Source organism: Stenotrophomonas sp. HMSC10F07, assembly GCF_001807895.1.
GTDB lineage: Bacteria > Pseudomonadota > Gammaproteobacteria > Xanthomonadales > Xanthomonadaceae > Stenotrophomonas > Stenotrophomonas sepilia.
The window spans coordinates 45609-66830 of record NZ_KV791361.1 but is presented as its reverse complement, the minus strand read 5'-3'; the positions used below and the strand labels follow the sequence as shown (position 1 = coordinate 66830).

The window sequence follows — 21222 nt, the reverse complement described above, 5'->3', positions numbered from 1 at the left end:
CAACAATGAAGCGAATGCTGATCAACGCCACGCAGGCTGAAGAGCTGCGTGTTGCCATCGTGGATGGCCAGTCGTTGTATGACATCGACATCGAACAGCCGTCGAAGGAACAGAAGAAGTCCAACATCTACAAGGGCCGGATCTTCCGCATCGAGCCCTCGCTGGAAGCCGCCTTCGTCGAGTATGGCGGTGGCCGCCATGGCTTCCTGCCGCTGAAGGAGATTTCCCGCGACTACTTCCAGGCCGGTGTCGACCACAACAAGGCCGGTATCCGCGAGCTGCTGAAGGAAGGCCAGGAGATCGTTGTCCAGGTCGACAAGGAAGAGCGTGGCAACAAGGGCGCCGCCCTGACCACGTTCATCTCGCTGGCCGGCCGCTACATGGTGCTGATGCCGAACTCGCCCAGCGCCGGCGGTGTGTCCCGCCGCATCGAGGGCGAAGACCGTGCCGCGCTGAAGGAGGCCCTGGACAAGCTGAACATTCCCGACGACATGGGGGTGATCATCCGCACCGCCGGCGTCGGTCGCGATGCGGAAGAGCTGCAGTGGGACCTGGACTACCTGCTCAACGTCTGGCGCGCCATCGCCGAAGCCGCACTGAGCAAGCCGGCCCCGTTCCTGATCTACCAGGAATCACGCCTGATCGTGCGCGCCCTGCGTGACTACCTGCGCGCCGACATCGGCGAGATCCTGGTGGACACCGAGGAGATGTACGAGCACGCCCGCGAGTTCATGCAGCAGGTGATGCCGCAGACCCTGCGCAAGCTCAAGCACTACAAGGACGACATCCCGCTGTTCAACCGCTTCCAGATCGAGTCGCAGATCGAAGGTGCCTACGAGCGCAACGTGCGCCTGCCGTCGGGTGGCTCGATCGTGGTCGACCAGACCGAAGCACTGACCGCAGTCGACGTGAACTCCTCGCGCGCCACCAAGGGCAGCGACATCGAGGACACCGCGTTCCAGACCAACCTGGAAGCGGCCGAGGAAGTGGCTCGCCAACTGCGCCTGCGCGACCTGGGCGGCCTGGTGGTGATCGACTTCATCGACATGGCCTCCAACAAGCACCAGCGCGAGGTCGAGAACCGCCTGGCCAACGCGCTGAAGTACGACCGTGCCCGCGTGCAGGTCGGCCGCATCTCGCGCTTCGGCCTGCTGGAAATGAGCCGCCAGCGCCTGCGCCCGAGCCTGGGCGAATCCAGCCAGATCGTCTGCCCGCGTTGCGACGGCCACGGCCGCATGCGCAGCGTCGAGTCGCTGTCGCTGTCGATCATCCGCGTCGCCGAAGAGCACGCGATGAAGGAGAACACCGGGCAGGTGCTGGTCCAGGCGCCGGTGGAGATCGCCAACTACCTGTTGAACGAGAAGCGCAGCGCCCTGCGCGAGATCGAGCAGCGCCACGAAGCGCCGATCGTGATCGTCGCCGACGAGCAGCTGCACACCCCGCACTATGCCGTCACCCGCCTGCGTGAGAACGAGCTGGGTGAAGAGAGCAGCAAGCCCAGCTACCAGCGCGGCACCCCGCGCAAGCTGCCGGTGCACGCCCTGACCAAGGGCCAGCTGAACATCCCGCCGCCGGCAGTGACCCAGGTCAAGCACACCTCTCCCGCCCCGGTGCGCGAGGAAGCGGCTCCGGCTGCAGCCGCTCCGGCTCCGGTCGTGGCAGCGCCAGTGGCGCCGGCTCCGAGTGGCGGCGTGATTGGTTGGCTCAAGCGCGTGTTCGGTGGCGAGCCGGCACCGGCGCCGGCTCCGGCCGCCCCGGCTCCGCGCCAGCAGCAGGACGGTGGTCGCAAGGACCGCAACAAGGATCGCAACAAGGATCGCAAGGACCGTCGCGACGAAAACCGTGGCAACGGTGGCAACGGCAACGCGCAGCAGCAGAAGGATGGCGGCAACCGCAAGGACCGTGCTGAGCAGCGCAACAAGGACGGCCGCAACAACGGCAATGCCCAGCAGCAGCCGCAGCAGGGCAGGCAGAAAGAGCCGCAGCAGAAGGATGGCCAGCAGCAGCCGCAGCAGCAGAACAAGCCGCGCAACGAGCAGCAGGGCCAGAACCAGAACCAGCCGAAGCTGAAGCAGCCCAAGCAGCCGCGCCAGCAGCAGGACGGTGACAAGCCGGCCGAGAAGCCGCAGCGCAGCGTCGCCGAAGCCCCGGTTGAAGGTGTGACCGCGGCAGCAGCTGTGGCCGCCAACGCCGTCGCCGCCAACGTGGTGACCGCGCAGGAAGCCACTGCACCGGTCGCCCCGGTTGCCCCGGTGGCCGCCGCTCCGGTGGACGCAGTACCGGTCGAGACCGCTGCCGGCGAGGCCGAAGTGGTTGCGGTTGCCGGTGAAGAGACTGCAGCCGACGCCCATGGCGAGCAGGCTGGCGAAGGTGCAACCCGCCGCCGTCGCGGCCGTCGTGGCGGCCGTCGTCGTCGTCGCGGTGGCGCCGAGAACGCTGCCGGTGGTGACGGCCTGGGCGATGACCAGGACGAGGGTGACGAGGGTGATGACGCCGAGGGCGTCGAGCCGAACGTCGACAGTGCCGCCCCGGCCACTCCGGTCGCCGCCGCACAGCCGACCCGTGCGCAGCCGGAATTCGATTTCGATGACGAAGCCGAACCAGTTGCTGTCGAAGCCGAGAAGCCGGTCCGTACTGCCGCCGCTGCTGTCGCCGCACCGGTGGCGGTGGTGAGCAGCGCCGTGGTCGAGACTGCCGCACCGATCACCGCCGAAGTGCCGGCGGCGGTTGAAGCCGCAGCCAAGGCAGAGCCGGTGTCCTCGCCGGTGCAGACCAGCATGCTCGATGCCATCGACGCAGCAACCCCGGCGCAACCGGTGGCTGTTGCCGCACCGGCGGTCGAAGCAAAGCCGGTCGCGGTGGAAGCAGCCCCGGTGGCTGAAGTCGCTCAGGCGATCGAAGCGAAGCCGGCGGCAGTCGAGGCTGCACCGGTGGCTGAAGCCAAGCCGGCCGCTACCGAAGCCGCTCCGGTGGCAGAAGCCAAGCCGGAGATCGTTGAGGCTGCTCCGGTGGTTGAAGCCAAGCCGGTCGTCGAGACCGCGCCGGTGGCCGAACAGCCGGTCGCTCCGGTGGCAGTTGAAGCCGCACCGGTGGAAGCTGCGGCCCCGGTCGCCGATGCAGTGGTGACACCGTCGATCGATCCGGTCGCCGATGGCCACGCCGATGCGGCAGCCCAGGCGGCCGAAGCCAAGGCCGACGAAGAAGGCGAAGAAGGCGCCAAGCGCACGCCGCCGGCGAACTGATCGCGCCTTGATCGCGTGAAAAAGCGGCGGGGATCGATGATCCCCGCCGCTTCTGTTTGTGCGCCAGGCGCGTGCAGCGCTCTGGGAGGCCAACCCTGGTCGGCGCCGTTGTTGGAGCGAACGCGGACACGTCCGTGCCAACCCAGGGTGGCACCTACCAGGACATCAGCGCGTCGGAGCGAACTGCAGGCGGGTCCACACGCCGTAGTGGTCCGAGGCCCAGCGACCACTGTCATCGGGCTGGTCGAACAGGAGCTTGGCCTCGCGTGCAACCATCGCGTCCTGCTGGAAGAAGATGTGGTCGATCCGCGAGGCCACCGGGTAGTAGTGCCTGTTCAGCGTACTGACCCCGGCCAGGTCGGTGTTGACGTGCACGCTGCCGTAGCTGTCACCGTAATGGCTGCGCAGCTCGCTCAGGTCGCTGGCATCGACCAGTGCGTTGAAGTCGCCCGCGATCACCACCGGTGCGCCGGCCGAGGTGCTGGCGATGAAGCGCAGCAGATCCTCGACCTGGGTGCGACGGATGCGCTGGCCATTCTCGTCGCTGCGCTCGTTGAAGTGGGTGGCATAGACGTTGACCGCCTTGCCGTCCACATCGATACGCAGATGGGCGACGGTCCGATAATCGTCCAGCGGCCGCAACAGGTGCTCACCTTGGGCGAGGATCGGGCGCCGGCTCAGCAGCGCGTTGCCGTAACGTTTCGGCGCGCCCACCGGATCGGTGGAGACGAAGATGTACCTGTAGCCCAGCTGGCTGGCCAGCCACTGTGCCTGGTTGCGCACGTTACGGCGTTGGATCACCTCCTGCAGGGCAACCGCATCCGGCTGCAGGCGCTTGAGTTCGGCCAGGATGGTGCGGCGGCGGCTCGGCCAGTCCTCGCGGTCGTGATGCAGGTTGAAGGTCACCATGCTCATGCCTGGCGCGCTGGCGACGTCAGCCGCCGTCGCGGCGGTTGGCACGGCTGCCATCACCGCACCCGGCAATGCCAATGCAATGGCCAGTCCCAGGGCACGCACGGCCGTGCGCACCCTTGCCCCCTGCTGCTTCATCGTTACTGCCCCTTGCGCTCGGCGCGGCGCACCGCGCCCGGTACATCGATCTCGACCCGCGCCGGCAGCTGGTGCACGTGCAGTTCCCTGTTGGTCCATTCGGCCGCTTCGCCGTTGATGGTCGCCTCACCCGGATCACCGGCGTACGGCCACGGCAAGACCACGCCACCGACCGGTGGCACCAGGCCCGGCTGCACCTCCAGCACCAGCTGCTTGTCGCTGCGCTGCAGGTGGTAGTTGAGCTGGCCCTGCGGCGTGCGCAGGCCCTGCACGGCGATGCCATCGCCCTGCAGCCAGGCGGTCGGAATGCCGGCGGCCAATACCAGCGCATCGTCCATGTCACGGCTGTAGGCGAACATGTCCAGGGCCGAGCGCACGAAGTCCGAGGCCACCCAGGCATGCGGCAGGTCACCGACGAAGAACGGCTTGCGTGGCGTGCGCGAGACCACTTCGGCCCACTGGTTCCAGGCCTGCGGCGTACGGTCCTTGAAGAAGAACTCAGTCGCCTGCCAGGCGCGATCGCGCCAGCCGAGGCGGACGAAGGCGGCCACGTTGCGCCACTCATAGGGCGTGTAGTCCTTCCACTCGCGCTTGCCATCGCGACGGGCCACGAACTCCTTCCAGTAGCGCTCGAAGGTGGCATCGAGCGCCTGCTGCGGAAGGCGCCCCTGTTCACCGCCCGGAGCCAGCGCGATGGTGGTCGAGGTCGCATCGAAATCGCCCAGCTCGGCCGAGCCCGGCAGGTAATCGATGTTGTGCTGCTGCATCGCCGACAGCAGCGAGGCCTGCAGGTCATCACGGAACTGGTCACGCGATTCGGCAATCTGCATGGCTTCGACCTTGCCCAGCTGGGCCGCCAGCGATGCCGCATCCTTGTAGCCGCGCAACGCCCAGAAATTGTCCCAGTACGAATGCATCGGCTTGGCCGAATAGCCTTCATGGCTGATCGAGGCCGGCATCATCCCGTAGAACGCCGGATTGCGCGCCCGATTCTCGTCCGTGCGCTCGCTGGCGCGCAGTTGCTCCATGTAGTTGTAGGCGCCCTGCACATGCGGCCACATCAGTTCGACGAAGGTGCTGTCACCGGTATAGCGCCCATATTCGGCAATGCTGTAGATCAGCTCGCCATGGCTGTCGTTCTCCGGCACCGGATCGCTGCCACGTGCATCGACACAGCACGGCACCTTGCCATTCTCGAACTGATAGGGCGCATACCAGTTGATGTAATCACGCACCGCATCACTGCGCCCCATGCGCAGAAGGCCCTCGGAAATCATCGCGCCATCGCGGATCCAGCTGCGCGCGTACGAGCGCGTGCCCGGCTGCAGTCGCGGGCCGACCCGCGAGATCAGCATGTGCGCCACGGCGGTGCGCAGGGTATCGACCAGTGCCTGGCCCGCAGCCGGTACCTGCAACGAGACCACCCCCAGCTTCTGCCGCCACTGCTCTGCGACCTGCGCCTGCGCCTTGGCCACATCCAGCGCCTGCGGCGCCCAGCCTCCGGTCTGTGGCAACACCACCGCCACTTCTCGGCTCTGGCCAGGCTCCAGCCTGATCGTATACAGCAGAGCACCGGACGCCATGCCGGTGCTGTCCTTCACCGCCGTGCTGGCCGGGTATTTCCCGGAGGCCAGATGCATCGCGTCGAGCTTGCCATCGAACGTGCTGGCGAAGCGCGCATCCGGCACCTGCAACGGATAGATGCGCGGCTCACCGTTGATGCGCACCAGCTGTTCGCCCACATCCAGCGCATCGATGCGGCTGAAGCCGCCGACGGTGTTGAGGAACTGGGTCGGCGGGTTCACCTGCCACGGCCGGATCGCCAGCGCCAGGGTGTACTCGTGCGCCACCTTGTCCGGATTGCTCAACCGGTAGCGGCCGATCAGCTGCGCGCGCTCCGGCGTGCCCTGCACGAAGCTGGTTACCGCCAGGCCTGCCTTCTCGTGCACCCAGTCGACATTGGCGATGGGCAGGTAGCGATCCTGCAGCGACTGGGTGATGGCCACCTTCGACCAGTCCAGCAACTTGCCGTCCACGCGGATGAACGGCTCGATGCTGAAACTGCCCTTGGCCGGTTCCAGCGCACCGTCCTCGCTGATCAGTGCCTGCTCCTGGCCGCCATCGAGGCCAAGCAGGGTCCAGTACGGCTGTTCGCCCACATATGCGCGCGGCAGCGAGCCGCGCGGCAGGTCGGCCGCCACCGAGGACAGGAATGCGTTCGGCGTGGCCGCGAACGCCAGCGGCTTGAGCGTGATGTCACGGATGCCATAGCGCCAGTTCGGGCCATCGTGCAGATCGAAGCGCACGTAGCGCGCGTCGGTATCCGGCAGCGCCAGCCAGTCGCGGCCGCCCGCACCGCCGGCCACCTCGCGCACGGTGCGCCAGTCCCGGCCATCCTCGGACGTACGCACGGTGTAGCGATTGGCTTCCAGGTTCGGCAGCCAGTCAATCACCGCACCGCCGATCTCGCGGCTCTTGTGCAGGTCCAGGCTGATGGTCTGCTGCTTGACCCCGCCACTGATCCAGAACGTATCGCTCTTTCCGTCAATCATCCGGTCCTGCAGCGCGGTGGCGGTGTCGGCGATCACCGATGGCACCAGCGCCGAATCATCCTGCGGCGGCAGGCCCTGCAGGGTCAGCTTGTCGAAGCACACCGTGCCGCGGCCGCCGACCTTGCTGTAGATCGTGAACTCGACCGCAGCGCTGCGCGCCATCTCCTTCTCCGGCGACGGCCCCCACGCCTTGTCGATCTGGCGACGGCGGTATTCGACCGGCGTCCACGCCCTGGGGAAGCTGTAGCCCGGGCGATTGACCCACCAGACATTATCGCCGCTGGCATCGATCAGCTTGAACTGCAGGTCGTTGCCCGGCGAATCTCCCCGCAGCTGGAAGCCGAAGCGGTAGTTGGCCGGGTACTCGATGCCCAGCGCGCGGCGGATGCCGACGTAGCCCGACACCTTGTGGAAATCGTAGTCCAGGCACAGCGCGCGGCCGCCACCGGCACCGCTCACCGGCCGCAGCGAACCGCTGACCTGGTCGGACAGCACCAGCTTCCAGGCGCCGATGTCGTCGAAATCGTCCAGTACCTTCGGCGCCGGCAGTGCCGGTGGTGCGGCGATCGCCAGGGAAGTCCACAACAGGCCCAGTCCAACGGCGATCGCTCGCTTCATCCCTTGACGCTCCCCAGCAACAGACCTTGGATGTAGTAACGCTGCAGCACCAGGAACAGTGCCAGCACCGGAACCACGGTGACGACCGCGCCAGCCATCATCATTTCCACGTCCATGATGTGCTCGCGCGAGAGGGTGGCCAGCGCCACCGGCAAAGTGTAGTGCTCCTGGTCGGTCAACACGATCAGCGGCCACATGAAATCGTTCCATGCACCCATGAAGGTGAAGATCGCCAGGGTCACCAGTACCGGCTTGAGCATCGGCAGCACGATCTGGAAGAAGATGCGCAGCTCCCCCGCGCCATCGATGCGCGCCGCTTCAAGCAGCTCGTCCGGGATCGAACGCGCGTACTGGCGCACCAGGAAGATGCCGAACACGCTGGCCAGCGCCGGCACGATCACCCCGCCAAAGCTGTTGACCAGGCCCAGCTGCTTCATCAGCAGGAACAGCGGCAGCATCGCCACCTGCGCCGGAATCACCAGCGCTGCCATCAGCACCTGGAACAGGCGCTCGCGGCCGACGAAGTTGAGCTTGGCGAAGGCGTAGCCGGCCATGGTGTTGAGCAGCAGCGAACCCAGCGTGATAGCCAGCGACACCAGCAGGCTGTTGGCGAAGTTGCCGCCCATGCCGGTGCGCGCGAACAGCTCGTGGTAGTTGTGCGTGGTGATGCTCGAAGGCAGCAGTGGCGGCGGGAAATGACTGGCCTCGCCCTGCGGCATGAACGAGACCGAGAGCATCCACAGCAGCGGTGCAAGGCTGACCAGGGCCAGCACCAGCAGCGCACCATTGATCATCCACGGATACCAGCGCGACTGGCCGATTTCACGACTCATACCAACTGCCTCTTGCGACCGAAACGCAGCATCACGGTGGTCACCGCCAGGATGATCAGGAACAGCAGGAACGCTACAGCCGATGCGCGTCCCAGGTTCCACCATTTGAAGCCTTCCTCGAACATGAAATACAGCACGCTGACGGTGCTCTGCAGTGGATCGCCGCGGGTCATGACGTACGGCTCGGCGAACAGCTGGAAGTAGCCGGACACGGTGATCACCCCGACCACCAGCAGTACCGGGCCGAGCATCGGCAGGGTGATGTGCAGGAACTGCTTCCAGCGCGAAGCACCGTCGATGCGCGCGGCTTCGTACAGGTCATGCGGGATCGCCTGCAGGCCGGCGAGGAAGATCACCATGTTGTAACCGAAGTTCTTCCACACCGCGAACAGCATGATGGTCGGCATTGCCCAGTTGGGATCACCCAGCCAGTCGATCGGACTGATACCCAGGTGGCCCAGCCCGTAGTTCACCAGGCCATAGCTGGTATGGAACAGGTAGCGCCAGATCACCGCCACCGCCACCAGCGTGGTCACCACCGGCGCGAACAGTGCCGTACGGAACAGCGCCTTGAAGCGCGCGGCCGGTGCGTTGAGCAGCATGGCCGCGCCCAGCGACACGCCGATCGACAACGGTACGCCGATCAACACGAAGTAGGTGGTGTTCCACAGCGACTTCCAGAACATCGGCGTCTGCAGCAGGTCGATGTAGTTCCCCAGGCCGACGAAGCGCAGGTTGCTGCTGTCGGCCAGTGCATAGAGGTCGAAGTCAGTCACGCTCAGCGCCAGCGCCGAGGCGACCGGCAGGCCGAAGAACACGCCCAGCACGATCAGCGAGGGGCCGGCGAAGATCCAGCCGGCCAGCGAAGTACGTTTCATTGCGCGCTCCCGGCGGCCACTGCGCTGCTCGAGCGCGGCGACGGCGCGCGCTCCTGCAGGCGTTGTTGTTCATGCATCCAGCGGCGCTTGGCCAGCACCTTGTCCACGCGCTGGTCCAGTTCGGCCACGGCCTTGTCCTGCGGCAGGCCACCGCGCACGACCTTCTCGGTGACAATGCGCATTTCCTGCACGATGCGCTCCCATTCGAGCACCTTCGGCGTCGGCTTGACCCGCTCCAGCTGATCACGGAACGCGGCGGCCAGTGGATCGTTGGCCAGCGACGGCGCGTTCCAGGCACTGCGGCGCGGCGGCAGATCGCCGATGATCGAATGGAAGCGTGCCTGGATTTCCGGGCGCGACAGGAATTCGATCAGCTTCCAGGACGCCTCCTTCTGCTGCGATTTGCGGAAGATCACCAGGCTGGTGCCACCGGCGATGCCCGCGCCCGGACCGTCCGGCCCCGGCAGCGCAGCGGTGCCCCACTGTCCTTCCAGTTCCTTCGGCTGCAGTTTCTTGAACTCGCGGATGTTCCAGGGACCGGAGATGTAGAACACGTTGAAGCCGCGGAAGAATTCATCCCAGACGTTGGAGATCTGTGTCTCGGACATCTTCGGCGCCCAGCCCTGCTCGAACATGTTGGCGTAGAAGGACAGCGTGCGGCGGAACCCCGGGCTGGCGAAATTGCCGCGGGTATCGTCGTCGCGCAGCAGCGGATCGGGCTGCTGCAGGGCCAGCGACAGCTGCTGCTCGAACTCATTGATCGGCATCAGCACCGCGTAGCGGTTCGGGCCCTGCATGCGCTTGATCGCCGCCATCTGCTCCTCCCACTCCGGCCACGTGCGCGGCGGGTGGTCGTAGCCGGCCTTGGCCAGCAGGTCCTTGCGGTAGTAGATCAGGCGCGTATCGACGTACCACGGCACGCCGACCAGCTCACCGTGGATCACGTTGGTGTCCCAGATGCCCTGGAAGTAATCTTTCGGGTCGACCACGGTGGAGCGCTGCACGAACGGCTGCAGCGGGGTCAATGCATCGAGTTCGGCGAACTCCGGCACCCAGGTATTGCCGAGCTGGCACACGTCCGGCAGTCCGTCGGCAGCGAACGCGGTCAGCAGCTTTTCGTGCGCGGCGGTCCACGGGATGTTCTGCACATCCACCTTGATGCCGGGATTTTCGGCCTCGAACTCGTGGATCAGCTCGCTGACCACCTCGGCTTCGCGGCCCATCGCCCAGAAGCGCACGGTGGTGGTGCCCGGTTCGGTGCGGGCGCAGCCGGCCACGGCCAGGGCGGCCAGGGCAGGCAGCGCCCAGCGGCGCAGGCGGTCGATCCAGTTCGGCATCAGGTTACTTGCCCTGGCCTGTGGTGCGGTTGGCATTGTTCTTCTGTTCCTGCGCGGCAGCCGCGCGTGATTCGGCGATACCCACCGCGCGTGCTGCCGCGGCCTTTTCGTCCTTCTGCAGTTCCAGCGGCTGGAACGACCCTTCCGGCGCCAGCCAGCCGCCGCTGAATCCGGCCCGCTCCAGGCCCTTGCGGATGTACGGATTCTTCTTCATCACTTCCCAGACGAAGTCGTTGCGGTAGTTGGCGATCATGGTCAGGATCGGCCCCTGGTCGATGGCGATGTAGTCGCTGGCGACCCAGCCGCGATCCGGCACCAGGCGACCGGTCTTGATCGGGATGTCATAGTTGAAGCTGGGATTGAACGAATCCAGGAAGCCGTAGCTGGAATAGATGTAGTCCCCGTAACGCTTGTGCATTTCCAGCGTGGCCGGGATCACCTGCTCGGGCGCGAACACCACCGAGGCGATCGCCGCAGTCGGGGCAATGGTGCCGTCATCGAAGTTCTCGCGCAGGCCGGCGCCGCGCGAGGAGTAATGGCGGAACTGGCGCTGTTCGCCGCGGTACTCCTGCGTGGTGTTCTGCGGGCCATCACTGGCGGTCAGGCCCCAGACGTTCTCGCCATAGTCCTTCCACTGCATCGGGTTGGCGATGGCGTATTCGCGCTGGGCCAGCGCGGCCGAGCGGCTGTTGAGGAAATAGGTGCTGCCGCGCTCGCGCATGTACGCGTCCTGGATATCGCGGAAATCGATCCAGACGTGGCTGTACTGGTGGCCGAACAGCGGGCCGAAGGACAGGTATTCCTGCCCCTGGTAGACACCCCAGTCGTTGTCATAGGTGCGCGTCCACACCGTCCACGCGTCCGGGCTGACCGGGTGCGTGGGCGAGCCCAGGGCGAGGATGTAGACCATCATCGCCTCGTTGTAGCCCATCCAGTCGTGGTCGATGAAGCCGCTCTCGGGGAACCAGCCCATCGAGATCAGCGGTGCACGCTGCTGCAGCCACGGCCAGTCGACCTTCTTGTACAAGGTATCGGCAATCTGGCGGATTTCCTTCTCGCGCGGATCGTCACCGTCGTAGTAAGACTGTGCGAACAGCACGCCCATCATCAGCAGTGCGGTATCCACCGAGGACAGTTCGACCCAGCTGTCGTAGCGACGGCCTTCCTGCATGTCCAGGAAGTGATAGTAGAAACCCTTGTAGCCCGCCTTGCCGGTGCGCTGCGGGCCCATCGGCACGTCGCGGAAGAATTTCAGGGTGGTCAGGGTCCGGTCGATCGCCTGGTTGCGGCTGACCCAGCCGTTCTCGATACCGATGGGATAGGCGGTCAGCGCGAAACCCACCGACGCGATGCTGGCGAACGGCCGCGACGGATAGCGGTCCGGGGTCAGGCCATTGATCTCGTTGGTGGTGTCCCAGAAGAACTGGAAGGTGCGGCGCTCGATGTCATCGAACAGCGGCGGCAGCTCCGGCTTCATCGGCCGCGGCGGTGCATCGGCCTCGATCAGGATCACCGGCGGACGCGGCTTGGCAGGCTCCTGCTGGGCCGGCTGGCAGGCGGCGACGGCCAGGCTCAACGCTGCCGCGGACAACAGATGGCGTGCCTGCATGGCGCGGTTCCTCCGGTGGTCTGATCGATGGGAAAGCATACCGTCCAATGATCTGAAATCGTTTACAAGATGCGCTCTTAAAAAACCACGAAAAACGTGGTTTGACACCGCGATCATTGCCCACGCCGCTGCCCCCTGCCCAGCAGCGGCGTGGGCAATGGACCGGCACGGGGCCGGCCATTGCCGTTTTCACACGATCGATGCCGCCGGCGAGCCGGCGGCATCGGGTCATGCATCACCGCCCAGGCTTAGAAGCGGAAGCCCACTTCGGCCTTGACCTGGCGTGGCGTACCGATGATGTCGCCGGTCTCGTTGTAGCTGGCCTGCAGCTTGCCGTTGGTCTTGACGTAGTTGTAGGTGGAGAAGTTGTCGAAGTTGAACACGTTGATGATGTCCAGGCGGGCGTACAGCTCGGTGTTGCCCGCCAGCTTGAACGTCTTCGTCGCCTGCAGGTCGACCGAACGGTAGCCGAAGATCTTGCCACCCACCAGGAACTTGCCGGTGGCGTTGGGCACGGCCGCCTGCGGAGTCGGCAGGGTGTAGCCGCTGGCCTGCATCACCGGGTACCAGTCGTTGACGGCGGTCGGGGTGGCCAAGGTGATCTTGCCGCCGAAGGTGATGCCCCAGAAGCCCGCGTACGAACCGGTCACCACCAGGCGGTGGCGCGGTGCGCCGTTGGAGCGGATGGTCGGGTAATCACCGATCAGACCGCGATCAAAGGCGTACTTCTCGTTGATGTCGCGGTTGTGGCGCGCGGTGGTCCAGGTATAGGCGATCGAGGTGCCCCAGCCGCTTTCCTTGGTGAACGGCTTCTGCGCCGACAGCAGGACCTGGGTGGCACGGGTCTTGATGCCCTGCTGGCCGATGATCAGGCTGCCGAAGCCCGGTACGTTGCAGCTCCAGGCCTGGCTCAGGCCCGGGGAGGTGCCACCGCACAGGCGCGGATCATCGAAGAACTGGCCGGTCGGATAGCGGTTGCCCAAGGTGAAGGCGAAGCCGTCGTAGCTCAAGGTACGAGCGATGGTGGCGTCGGTCAGCCAGTCGCCGATCTGGTTGCTCATGCCCAGGCTGAACTGGTCCGAGTACGGCGCCTTCAGCTTGTTGTTCAGCAGGTCCACTTCCAGGCCGGCATTGCTGGTCGCGCCGACCAGTGCCTGCAGGTTGCCGATGCCGTTGAGCAGGTTCGGGTTCCAGTCATAGCAGGCAGCCTGGCCGTTGATGCAGGCGCCGGTGGCCGGGTTGCGGAAGTAGATGGTCGGCTGCGGCAGGGCCAGCTTGGTGGTTTCCAGCTGCAGGTTGTCGAACAGGTCGCGGTCGTAGGAACGGCCGGCACCACCGTGGATCACGTGCTGCTCGTCGGCATTGATGTCATACGAGAAGCCCAGGCGCGGCTGCCAGGCATCCTTGAATGCCTTGCGGTTGTGACCGTTGCTGATGTAGTCGCTGATGTCCAGGCCGCCCAGTGCCAGCGAATCGGCATAGGTCTGGCCGGCGGGAGCGCGCGGATCCTGCGAATAGATGGCGTCGACCACCTGCTGCGGGGTCACGAAGTCCAGGTAGGACGGGGTCTTTTCGTAGTCCCAGCGCAGGCCGATGTTCAGCTGCAGGTGGTCGTTGACCTGCCAGTCGTCCTGGATGAACACGCCGTACTGCTTGGACTTCGAACGCACTTCGCCGGACACGCCGGTCACGCCGGTCACCGGCTTGACGAACTGCGCCTTGTACGGAATGGAATCGGGGAAGTCCGGATCACCCAGCGAGTAGGTGAAGGTCGGGTTGATCTGCGCCGCATCGGAAGCGTACAGGTCGATCTGCTTGTACTTCACGCCCATCTTGATGGTGTGATCGCCCGCCCACTGGATGCCATCCAGGGTCAGGTTGTCTTCGATCGACCAGCCCTTCTGGCCCTTCACCTGCGAATCCAGTGCCGAGGCGCCACCGATCTTCACGATGGTGCGGTCTTCGGGGCCGTCCGGTGCGGTGTAGGTGATGCCGTTGGCCAGCGTCAGTGGGGTCGGGTTGTTGAACGAGTCTTCGTGGGTGACCATCAACTCGTTGTAGTAGCGCTCACCGCTGTGGTTCCAGCGCAGGGCGTAACGACGGTCGGTGTTGACCACTTCACGGCCGGCTTCCGGCGAGGTCTGGCCACTGAACTGCGACTGGGTTTCGTCGCGGTCCTGGAAGGTCAGCTCGATGCGATCGTTGTCGGTCGGCTCGAAGTCGATCTTGCCGAAGATCAGGTCCTGCTGGAACGGCTGGCTGGCCGGGCCAAGGCCGGCGGCGCCGGCCGGCGGCAGCAGGCCGGCAGCGCCGGTGACCGCGCCATCCGGCGCGATGGTGACCGGCAGGTCGAAGCGCTTGGCTTCGTAGGTCACGAAGAAGTGCGCCTTGTCCTGGATGATCGGGCCGCCCAGGGCGAAGCCGTATTCCTTCTCGGCCGAGACCATCTTCTCCTTGCCACCCTGGCGCTCGGCCGGGGTCTTGGCACGCATGTCTTCATCGGTGTAGCGGTAGAACGCCTCACCCTTGAACTCATTGGTGCCGGACTTGGTTGCAGCCGTCACGGCGGCGCTCGACACCTGGCCATACTCGGCCTTGTAGTTGCCGCTGATGACCTTGTATTCGCCAATGGCCAGCTGCGGGAACGGGTTACCGGCGCTGCCGGACTGGCCGGCCACGCCGCCGCCCTTGACGTAGCTCTTCTGGCCCACGCCGTCGATGTAGACGTTGGTGCCATCTGCATTGGTGGCGCCGCCGCGCAGCGAGGTGTTGCCCTTGGCGTCGCGGGTGAAGATCAGGCCCGGCACCGCGTCAGCGAACTCCAGGAAGTTGCGCGACACCTGCGGGGTGGTCTGGATCTGCTGCAGGCTGACGGTCTTGCCGACTTCGGAGGTACGCACTTCCTGCAGCAGGGTCGGCGCGACAACGTTGACGGTGTCCAGGTTGGTGGCCGCGGTCGAACCCGGGGTGCTGCTGGCCGCGCCGGCGAAGTTCAGCGTCGCGGTCGAGGCTACGGTGACGGTGACCTTCTGGGTCTGGCCGTTGGCGACCACGTTGTACGTGCCCGGATCCAGGCCCATCAGCGAGTAGCTGCCGTCGGCGCGGATGGTGCCACGGCGGACGGTACCGGTGGCGACGTTGGTGGCGGTCACTTCGGTGCCGGCCTGGGCACCGGCAACCTGGCCGCGCAGGCTGGCGTTGGCCGACTGCGCCATGACGTTGGGGGCGGCAGCCAGCATCAGGCAGCTGACCAGGGCGGTGCTCAGCAGCCGGCGCGCCGGCATGCGGAAGGTGGTATGCATCATCAACTCAATCTCCGGGTGGCGGTAACCGCTTGCGCGGTCCCTGCGATCAATCAAAAAAGAAGGAACGCCTCTGGCTTCAACGGCCGGATGGCGGAGTGGTGGAATCGCGAACAATCAAGCGGGGAACCAGGGTCTGCTTGTCCCCTGCCCCATCCGTGGAGGTGCCGTCCATCAACTGCATCAGACGCGTCATGGCCCGGTCGCCGAGCTCGGCGATGCTGACCTGCATGGTGGTCAGCGACGGGTGGACGAAACGCGCCAGTGGAATGTCATCGAAACCCGCCAAGGCCACATCGGCCGGGACGCGGACCCCTGCCTGCGTGAACGCATACAGGCAGCCCAGGGCCATCATGTCGTTGGCGGCGAATACGGCATCGGGCAGCGCTCCGGCTGCCAGCAACTCCTGACCGGCACGATGGCCGGAAGCTTCGTCGAAATCACCGGGCAACTCGATGCCTTCGGCGCCACCGCCAGAAGCCGCCAGCGCGTCACGGAAGCCGCGCAGGCGCTCGCGCGCGTCGAAGTTGAGGTCCGGGCCAGAAATGAATGCAATGCGCCGGTGACCAGCGTCGAGCAGGTGGCGGGTCATCGCCATTGCGCCGGCGTGGTCGTCGATGCTCAGCACCGGGTGGTCCTGCCCGGGCAGGTAGGTGTTGATCAACACCGTCGGCAACGACTGCGGCAGGTTGTCGGTCAGGAAGCCCGGGCTCTCGGCATAGGGCGAAAGCACCAGCAGGCCGTCGACGCGGCCGCGCATGGCACGCAGGGCGGCGCCCTGCTGTTCCTGGTCACCGTGGTAGCTGGACACCAGCAGGTGCTGGCGGCGGTTGCGGGCCACCCCGTCAATGCCGCGCATCAGCTCGGAGAAGAACTCGCCGTACAGGTCAGGCAGCACCACGCCCACCGTATTGGTGCGGCGGCTGCTCAGGCTGCGGGCGGCGGCGTGCGGGGTGTAACGCAGCCGTGCGGCCACCTCCAGCACAAGCTGGCGGACCGGTTCGGCGACATTTTCATGCCCGTTGAGCGCGCGGGAAACCGTGGCCACGGAGACCCGGGCTTCGCGTGCGACGTCTTTGATTGTGATAGCTGCCTTGTTCACGAAGCCGCCCTCCACGGCTTGGACCTACCAGCATTGGCGCGGAATGTAAGCGTTTCCATCCAGGCTTGTAAACAGTCCGTTAGGCGAATGTCCCGAAATGGACATGAAAACCTGTCTGTGGCGAGGCCATGAAGGACCCGCCAGGACAGCGTGGGACAAGGGCTCAGCCCTGTTCTGACGGGGTCTGCGCGCGGATGGACAACGCGTGGATATCGGTCTCCATCATCGACCCCAGCGCGGCATAGACCGCGCGGTGCCGGGCAAGCGGCCCCAGCCCGGCGAAGCGCTCACTGACCACATGCACGTTGAAATGGCCGCGCCCGTCGCGCGCACCGGCATGGCCGGCGTGACGATGGCTATCGTCCTCGATCTCCAGCACGCTCGGCGCCAGCGCCTGCTGCAGCGCATCACGGATCCGCTCGATCCGTTCCGCGTTCACGGCAGCACCTTGCGGAACGGGCGGACCTGCACGCGGGTGTAGACGCCTGCAGCCACGTACGGGTCGGCATCGGCCCAGGCCTGGGCCTGCGGCAGCGACTCGAACTGCGCGATCACCACCGAACCGCTGAAACCGGCCGGGCCCGGGTCTTCACTGTCCACCGCCGGGCACGGCCCGGCCAGCAGCAGGCGTCCCGCGTCGCGCAGCGCATGCAGCCGCGCCAGATGCTCCGGCCGCGCCTGCAGCCGCTGCGCCAGCACATCCTGGCCGTCATACCCTTCGATCACATACCACACCGGCATTTCCTCGCTTGCGTTGTCGGGTCCGCCGATTCTAGCCAATGCAGCCCCTGCCCCGGTCCGGCTGGACACTGGCGCAGCAAAGGCTTACCCTAGACTCCATTGCACGTGGCTGGATGCAGCAGCCCGTTGGTTTCTGCGGCCACGCAGCCCCCGACGACAGATCCGCTGCTTCAAACCGGACCACCTGGCCGGGCCACGTAGACGACCTCCCCGTAGTTCTGTCGCTGCCGTTTACTGCGGCGCGTCCTGCTGTTTGATATGTGTGGAATCGCGCCGATCCCGGCGCGTCTGGTGCCCTGGGGCTCCGTGGCGCTGGCCCGGCGAACCCGGTGCCGCGACTGGTCCGTTGCAATCCTGATGTCCATTAGATGACTTCCGAACTCGCGCTCGACGCGAACCTGCCAACCCGGCCGCCCGCCCCCCAGCAGCAGGAAATGCCGCTGGCCGTGGTGCATGGGCAACCGGTCCTGCAGATCCCGCAGGACCTGTACATCCCGCCGGACGCGCTGGAAGTCATCCTGGACGCCTTCGAAGGCCCGCTGGACCTGCTGCTGTACCTGATCCGCCGCCAGAACCTGGATGTGCTGGACATTCCCGTGGCCGAAATCACCCGGCAGTACGTGGAATACATCACCGTGATGCGCGAGCTGCGCTTCGAGCTGGCGGCCGAGTACCTGGTGATGGCCGCGATCCTGGCCGAGGTGAAGTCGCGGATGCTGCTGCCGCGCCCGGTCAGCGAGGAAGGCGATGAGGCCGACCCGCGCGCCGAGCTGGTGCGCCGGCTGCAGGAGTACGAACGTTTCAAGCAGGCCGCCGAGGACATCGACGCCCTGCCCCGCCAGGACCGCGACACGACGGTGGCGCATGCCTTCATGCCCGAGCGCGCCACGGTGAAGCTGCCGCCGCCGGTGGACCTGAAGGAAATGCTGCTGGCCCTGCACGACGTGCTCAAGCGCGCCGAGCTGTTCAGCGGCCACGCCATCAAGCGCGAAGCACTGAGTGTGCGGCAACGCATGGGCGAAGTACTGGGACGCCTGGAAGACGGCAAGTTCTATCGTTTTGAAGGGCTGTTCACCGCCGAAGAAGGCAAGCTGGGCGTGCTTGTCACGTTCCTGGCAGTGCTGGAACTGGCCAAGGAACAGTTGCTGGACATCGTCCAGGAAGAACCGCTGGCGCCGATCTACGTGAAGTCGCTGGCTGCTGGCAACACCAACGCGCCGCTGCAGTTCAGCAGCGAGTTTGACGACAACGACGCCGCCAATGCCAACGAGTGAGCGCTGACTGCCGATGGATCAATCGCTGATCGACCGCATTGTCGAGGGTGCCCTGCTGGCCTCCAGCCAGCCACTCACCCTGGCCCAGCTGAAGGACCTGTTTCCGGAAGAGGAACCGGCACCGCCGGGCAGCATCGAACGTGCGCTGGAGCGCCTGCGCGAGGCCTGCGAAGGTCGTGGCGTGGAACTGGTCGAGGTCGCCTCCGGCTTCCGCTACCAGGTCACCAGCGAAGTACATGGCTGGATCAGCCGGCTGTGGACCGAACGCAAGACCCGCTACACCCGCGCCACCCTGGAAACCCTGGCGCTGATCGCCTACCGGCAGCCGATCACCCGCGGCGAGATCGAGCAGGTGCGCGGCGTGGCGGTCAGCAGCAACATCATCCAGGCGCTGGAAGAACGCGAATGGATCCGCGTGGTCGGCCACCGCGACGTGCCCGGCAAGCCGGCGCTGTTCGGCACCACCAAGGGCTTTCTGGACTACTTCGGGCTGAAGCGACTGGACGAACTGCCGCCGCTGTCGGAACTGAAGGACCTGGGCGAGCTGGAACCGCAGCTGGCCCTGGACCGTGATGCACCGGCCGTGGCCGGTGCCGAGGGTCCGGACATCTCGGCCAGCGCCGATGGCGTTGCCGCGAACGATGACGCCGGCCTGGCCGGCAGTGACACCCCCGATTCCGCCAATGCAGCCCCTGCATCGGCCTCCGATGAGCAAGCACCTTCGCCCCTCGATGATGGGCACCCCGATTCCGCGCCGGGCGAGCGCGCGGTGCCAGTGAACGAACGCGAAGACAACGCCGTCGCGATGACGACCGTGGCTGTTGACCAAGCCGATTCCGAACCAGAGGCCGACCTCGAAACCGTCGGCCGGAGCAAAACTGATGAGTGACACCCCCCGTAACAAGCTCTCGCTGAAGCGCGAAGCCACCTCCGAACAGTTCAAGCTGGAAGAGCGCCTGCACAAGGTGCTGGCCCAGGCCGGCCTCGGCTCGCGCCGCGCGCTGGAACAGCGCATCGCCGAAGGCCTGGTCAAGGTCAACGGTGAAGTCGCGCAGACCGGCATGTCGGTCAAGAGCGGCGACAGGATCGAACTGGATGGCCGCGGCTTCGTCGCCACTGCCCTGGCCGAGCCGTCGCGCGTGCTGGTCTACAACAAGCCGGAAGGCCAGGTGACCACCCGCGAAGATCCCGAAGGCCGCCCGACCGTGTTCGAGTCGCTGCCGCCGCTGAAGGGCGCGCGCTGGATCGCCATCGGCCGCCTGGACATCAACACCACCGGCCTGCTGCTGGCCACCACCGACGGTGAGCTGGCCAACGCCATGATGCACCCGTCGTTCGAGGTCGAGCGCGAGTACGTGGTGCGCGTGCGTGCACCGGAAGGCGAGGAAAAGGTCTCCGACGCCATCGTCGACCGCCTCAGCCGTGGCGTCGCACTGGAAGACGGTCCGGCCAAGTTCGATGAGATCGAACGCATCGGCGGCACCGATTCTCACGACTGGTTCCGCGTCGTGGTGAAGGAAGGCCGCAACCGCGAAGTGCGCCGCCTGTGGGAATCGCAGGGCTGCCAGGTCAGCCGCCTGAAGCGCACCCGCTATGGCAAGGTGAGCCTGCCGCGCGAACTGGCCCGTGGCCATTCGGTGGAACTGGGCACCGCTCAGGTGGAAGCGCTGCGTGCGCAGCTGAAGCTGGAAGAAGGCGCTCCGTCGGCATTGACGCTGCAGCCGGTGATCGGCCAGCGCCGCGCCGCAAAGACCACCGTGCGCGTGCGCGAAGGTGGCCGCGGCAATGCCTACGTCAATGGCCACAACACCGCTGACGAAGGTCGCGAGCTGCGCCGTTTCGACAACGTCCGCGAAGACCGCGGCCGTGGTCGCGGCGGCAAGGGTGGCGGCTTCAAGGGCGGCCTGACGGTCAGCGGTGAAGCAGCGGCCAAGCAGTCGCAGAAGCCGTTCAAGCAGCGCGCGCCGAAGAATGACCGTTCGCTGCCGGAAGGCAATCCGGCCGCGTTCCGCACCTGGTACGTGCCCGATGGCGTGAGCACCGGCCCGAGCGGCCATCGCAATGCCGGCCCGGGCGCACGTGGCCCGGGTGCCCGTGGTCCGGGCGCAGGCGGCCAAGGCCGTCCGTACGGCAAGCCGAAGGGCCCGGGCGCCGGTGGCGGCCAGGGCCGTGGCGGTTTCGGTGGTGAAGGCCGTGGCGGCGCAGGCGGTCAGGGTCGTCCGGCCGGTGCCGGCAATCGCTCGCAGGGCCAGGGCAACAAGCACCCGTACGGTCATCCGGGCAACGCCCCGAGCTTCCCGTCCGACCATGCAACCCCGGGTTTCAACCCGTATGGCAGCCCGAAGCCGGCACAGGGCGCCCGTCCGGGCGGTCGTGGTCCGGGTGGTGGTGGCAACCGTGGCCCGGGCGGTAACCGTGGTCCCGGCGGTCCGGGGGGCAACCGTGGCCCCGGTGGCAATCGCGGTCCCGGCGGCCCGCGCCGCAGCGGCCCGCGCGGCGGCTGATCGGCAACCACGTTGAAATGAGAACCCCGGCGCAGGCCGGGGTTTTTCTTTTTCTGGTGGGTCGATCCGTTGGCAGATCCACGCCATGCGCGGATGAAAAGCGTGAGCTAGGAATTCTTTGAAAACGTGCAATTAGTGCCATAGGTCGACGCGAGCAACGCGATGAACGCCTATCGTGAA

Annotated in this window: 14 protein-coding genes; 4 read left to right on the top strand and 10 right to left on the bottom strand. The window is 66.2% G+C overall.

Going from position 1 to position 21222, the window contains the following annotated elements; all coding sequences use genetic code 11:
- The first annotated feature begins 5 nt into the window (after window positions 1-5).
- Window positions 6-3242, top strand: a complete 3237-nt coding sequence (locus HMPREF3114_RS07590) for an Rne/Rng family ribonuclease (RefSeq protein ID WP_070489502.1) — start codon at window positions 6-8, stop codon at window positions 3240-3242.
- A gap of 165 nt (window positions 3243-3407) precedes the next feature.
- Here the strand turns inward: HMPREF3114_RS07590 and HMPREF3114_RS07585 are convergent, their stop codons facing one another.
- The 10 genes from HMPREF3114_RS07585 to HMPREF3114_RS07540 form a co-directional block, all read right to left on the bottom strand.
- Window positions 3408-4292 (bottom strand): endonuclease/exonuclease/phosphatase family protein, encoded by an 885-nt coding sequence (locus HMPREF3114_RS07585; protein WP_053497851.1) that lies wholly within the window; start codon window positions 4290-4292, stop codon window positions 3408-3410.
- Window positions 4293-4294: 2 nt separating this feature from the next.
- Window positions 4295-7462: a discoidin domain-containing protein gene (locus HMPREF3114_RS07580; protein WP_053497853.1), complete on the bottom strand. Its 3168-nt coding sequence runs from the start codon at window positions 7460-7462 to the stop codon at window positions 4295-4297.
- Window positions 7459-8295 (bottom strand): carbohydrate ABC transporter permease, encoded by an 837-nt coding sequence (locus HMPREF3114_RS07575; RefSeq protein ID WP_005417620.1) that lies wholly within the window; start codon window positions 8293-8295, stop codon window positions 7459-7461. The genes HMPREF3114_RS07580 and HMPREF3114_RS07575 overlap by 4 nt, the downstream gene beginning before the upstream one ends.
- Window positions 8292-9173 (bottom strand): carbohydrate ABC transporter permease, encoded by an 882-nt coding sequence (locus tag HMPREF3114_RS07570; RefSeq protein ID WP_005410323.1) that lies wholly within the window; start codon window positions 9171-9173, stop codon window positions 8292-8294. Before HMPREF3114_RS07570 ends, HMPREF3114_RS07575 begins: the two co-directional genes overlap by 4 nt.
- Window positions 9170-10510, bottom strand: a complete 1341-nt coding sequence (locus HMPREF3114_RS07565) for a sugar ABC transporter substrate-binding protein (protein WP_053497855.1) — start codon at window positions 10508-10510, stop codon at window positions 9170-9172. Before HMPREF3114_RS07565 ends, HMPREF3114_RS07570 begins: the two co-directional genes overlap by 4 nt.
- A 4-nt stretch (window positions 10511-10514) precedes the next feature.
- Window positions 10515-12119 carry a glucoamylase family protein gene (locus tag HMPREF3114_RS07560; RefSeq protein ID WP_005417626.1) on the bottom strand — a complete coding sequence of 535 codons (1605 nt, stop codon included), beginning with the start codon at window positions 12117-12119 and terminating at the stop codon, window positions 10515-10517.
- A 248-nt stretch (window positions 12120-12367) separates the two neighbouring features.
- Window positions 12368-15424 carry a TonB-dependent receptor gene (locus HMPREF3114_RS07555; protein ID WP_049414530.1) on the bottom strand — a complete coding sequence of 1019 codons (3057 nt, stop codon included), beginning with the start codon at window positions 15422-15424 and terminating at the stop codon, window positions 12368-12370.
- Window positions 15425-15500: 76 nt separating this feature from the next.
- Entirely contained in the window at window positions 15501-16538 is a 1038-nt protein-coding gene (locus HMPREF3114_RS07550; RefSeq protein WP_005417630.1) for a LacI family DNA-binding transcriptional regulator, read from the bottom strand.
- 148 nt (window positions 16539-16686) lie between these two features.
- Window positions 16687-16962 carry a BolA family protein gene (locus tag HMPREF3114_RS07545; protein WP_005417632.1) on the bottom strand — a complete coding sequence of 92 codons (276 nt, stop codon included), beginning with the start codon at window positions 16960-16962 and terminating at the stop codon, window positions 16687-16689.
- Window positions 16959-17258: a YciI family protein gene (locus HMPREF3114_RS07540; protein ID WP_005417634.1), complete on the bottom strand. Its 300-nt coding sequence runs from the start codon at window positions 17256-17258 to the stop codon at window positions 16959-16961. The genes HMPREF3114_RS07545 and HMPREF3114_RS07540 overlap by 4 nt, the downstream gene beginning before the upstream one ends.
- A 374-nt stretch (window positions 17259-17632) precedes the next feature.
- Here HMPREF3114_RS07540 and HMPREF3114_RS07535 point away from each other — a divergent pair, with 374 nt between their 5' ends.
- Genes HMPREF3114_RS07535 through HMPREF3114_RS07525 form a run of 3 tightly spaced genes read left to right on the top strand, consistent with a single transcriptional unit; the run spans window position 17633 to window position 21042 of the window.
- On the top strand, window positions 17633-18538 hold the full coding sequence (locus HMPREF3114_RS07535; RefSeq protein WP_053497857.1) for a segregation and condensation protein A: 906 nt from the start codon (window positions 17633-17635) through the stop codon (window positions 18536-18538).
- 13 nt (window positions 18539-18551) lie between these two features.
- Entirely contained in the window at window positions 18552-19427 is an 876-nt protein-coding gene (gene scpB, locus HMPREF3114_RS07530) for an SMC-Scp complex subunit ScpB (protein WP_053497859.1), read from the top strand.
- A complete protein-coding gene (locus HMPREF3114_RS07525; protein WP_005417637.1) occupies window positions 19420-21042 on the top strand; it encodes a pseudouridine synthase in 1623 nt (540 codons plus the stop codon). The genes scpB and HMPREF3114_RS07525 overlap by 8 nt, the downstream gene beginning before the upstream one ends.
- Window positions 21043-21222 lie beyond the last annotated feature (180 nt).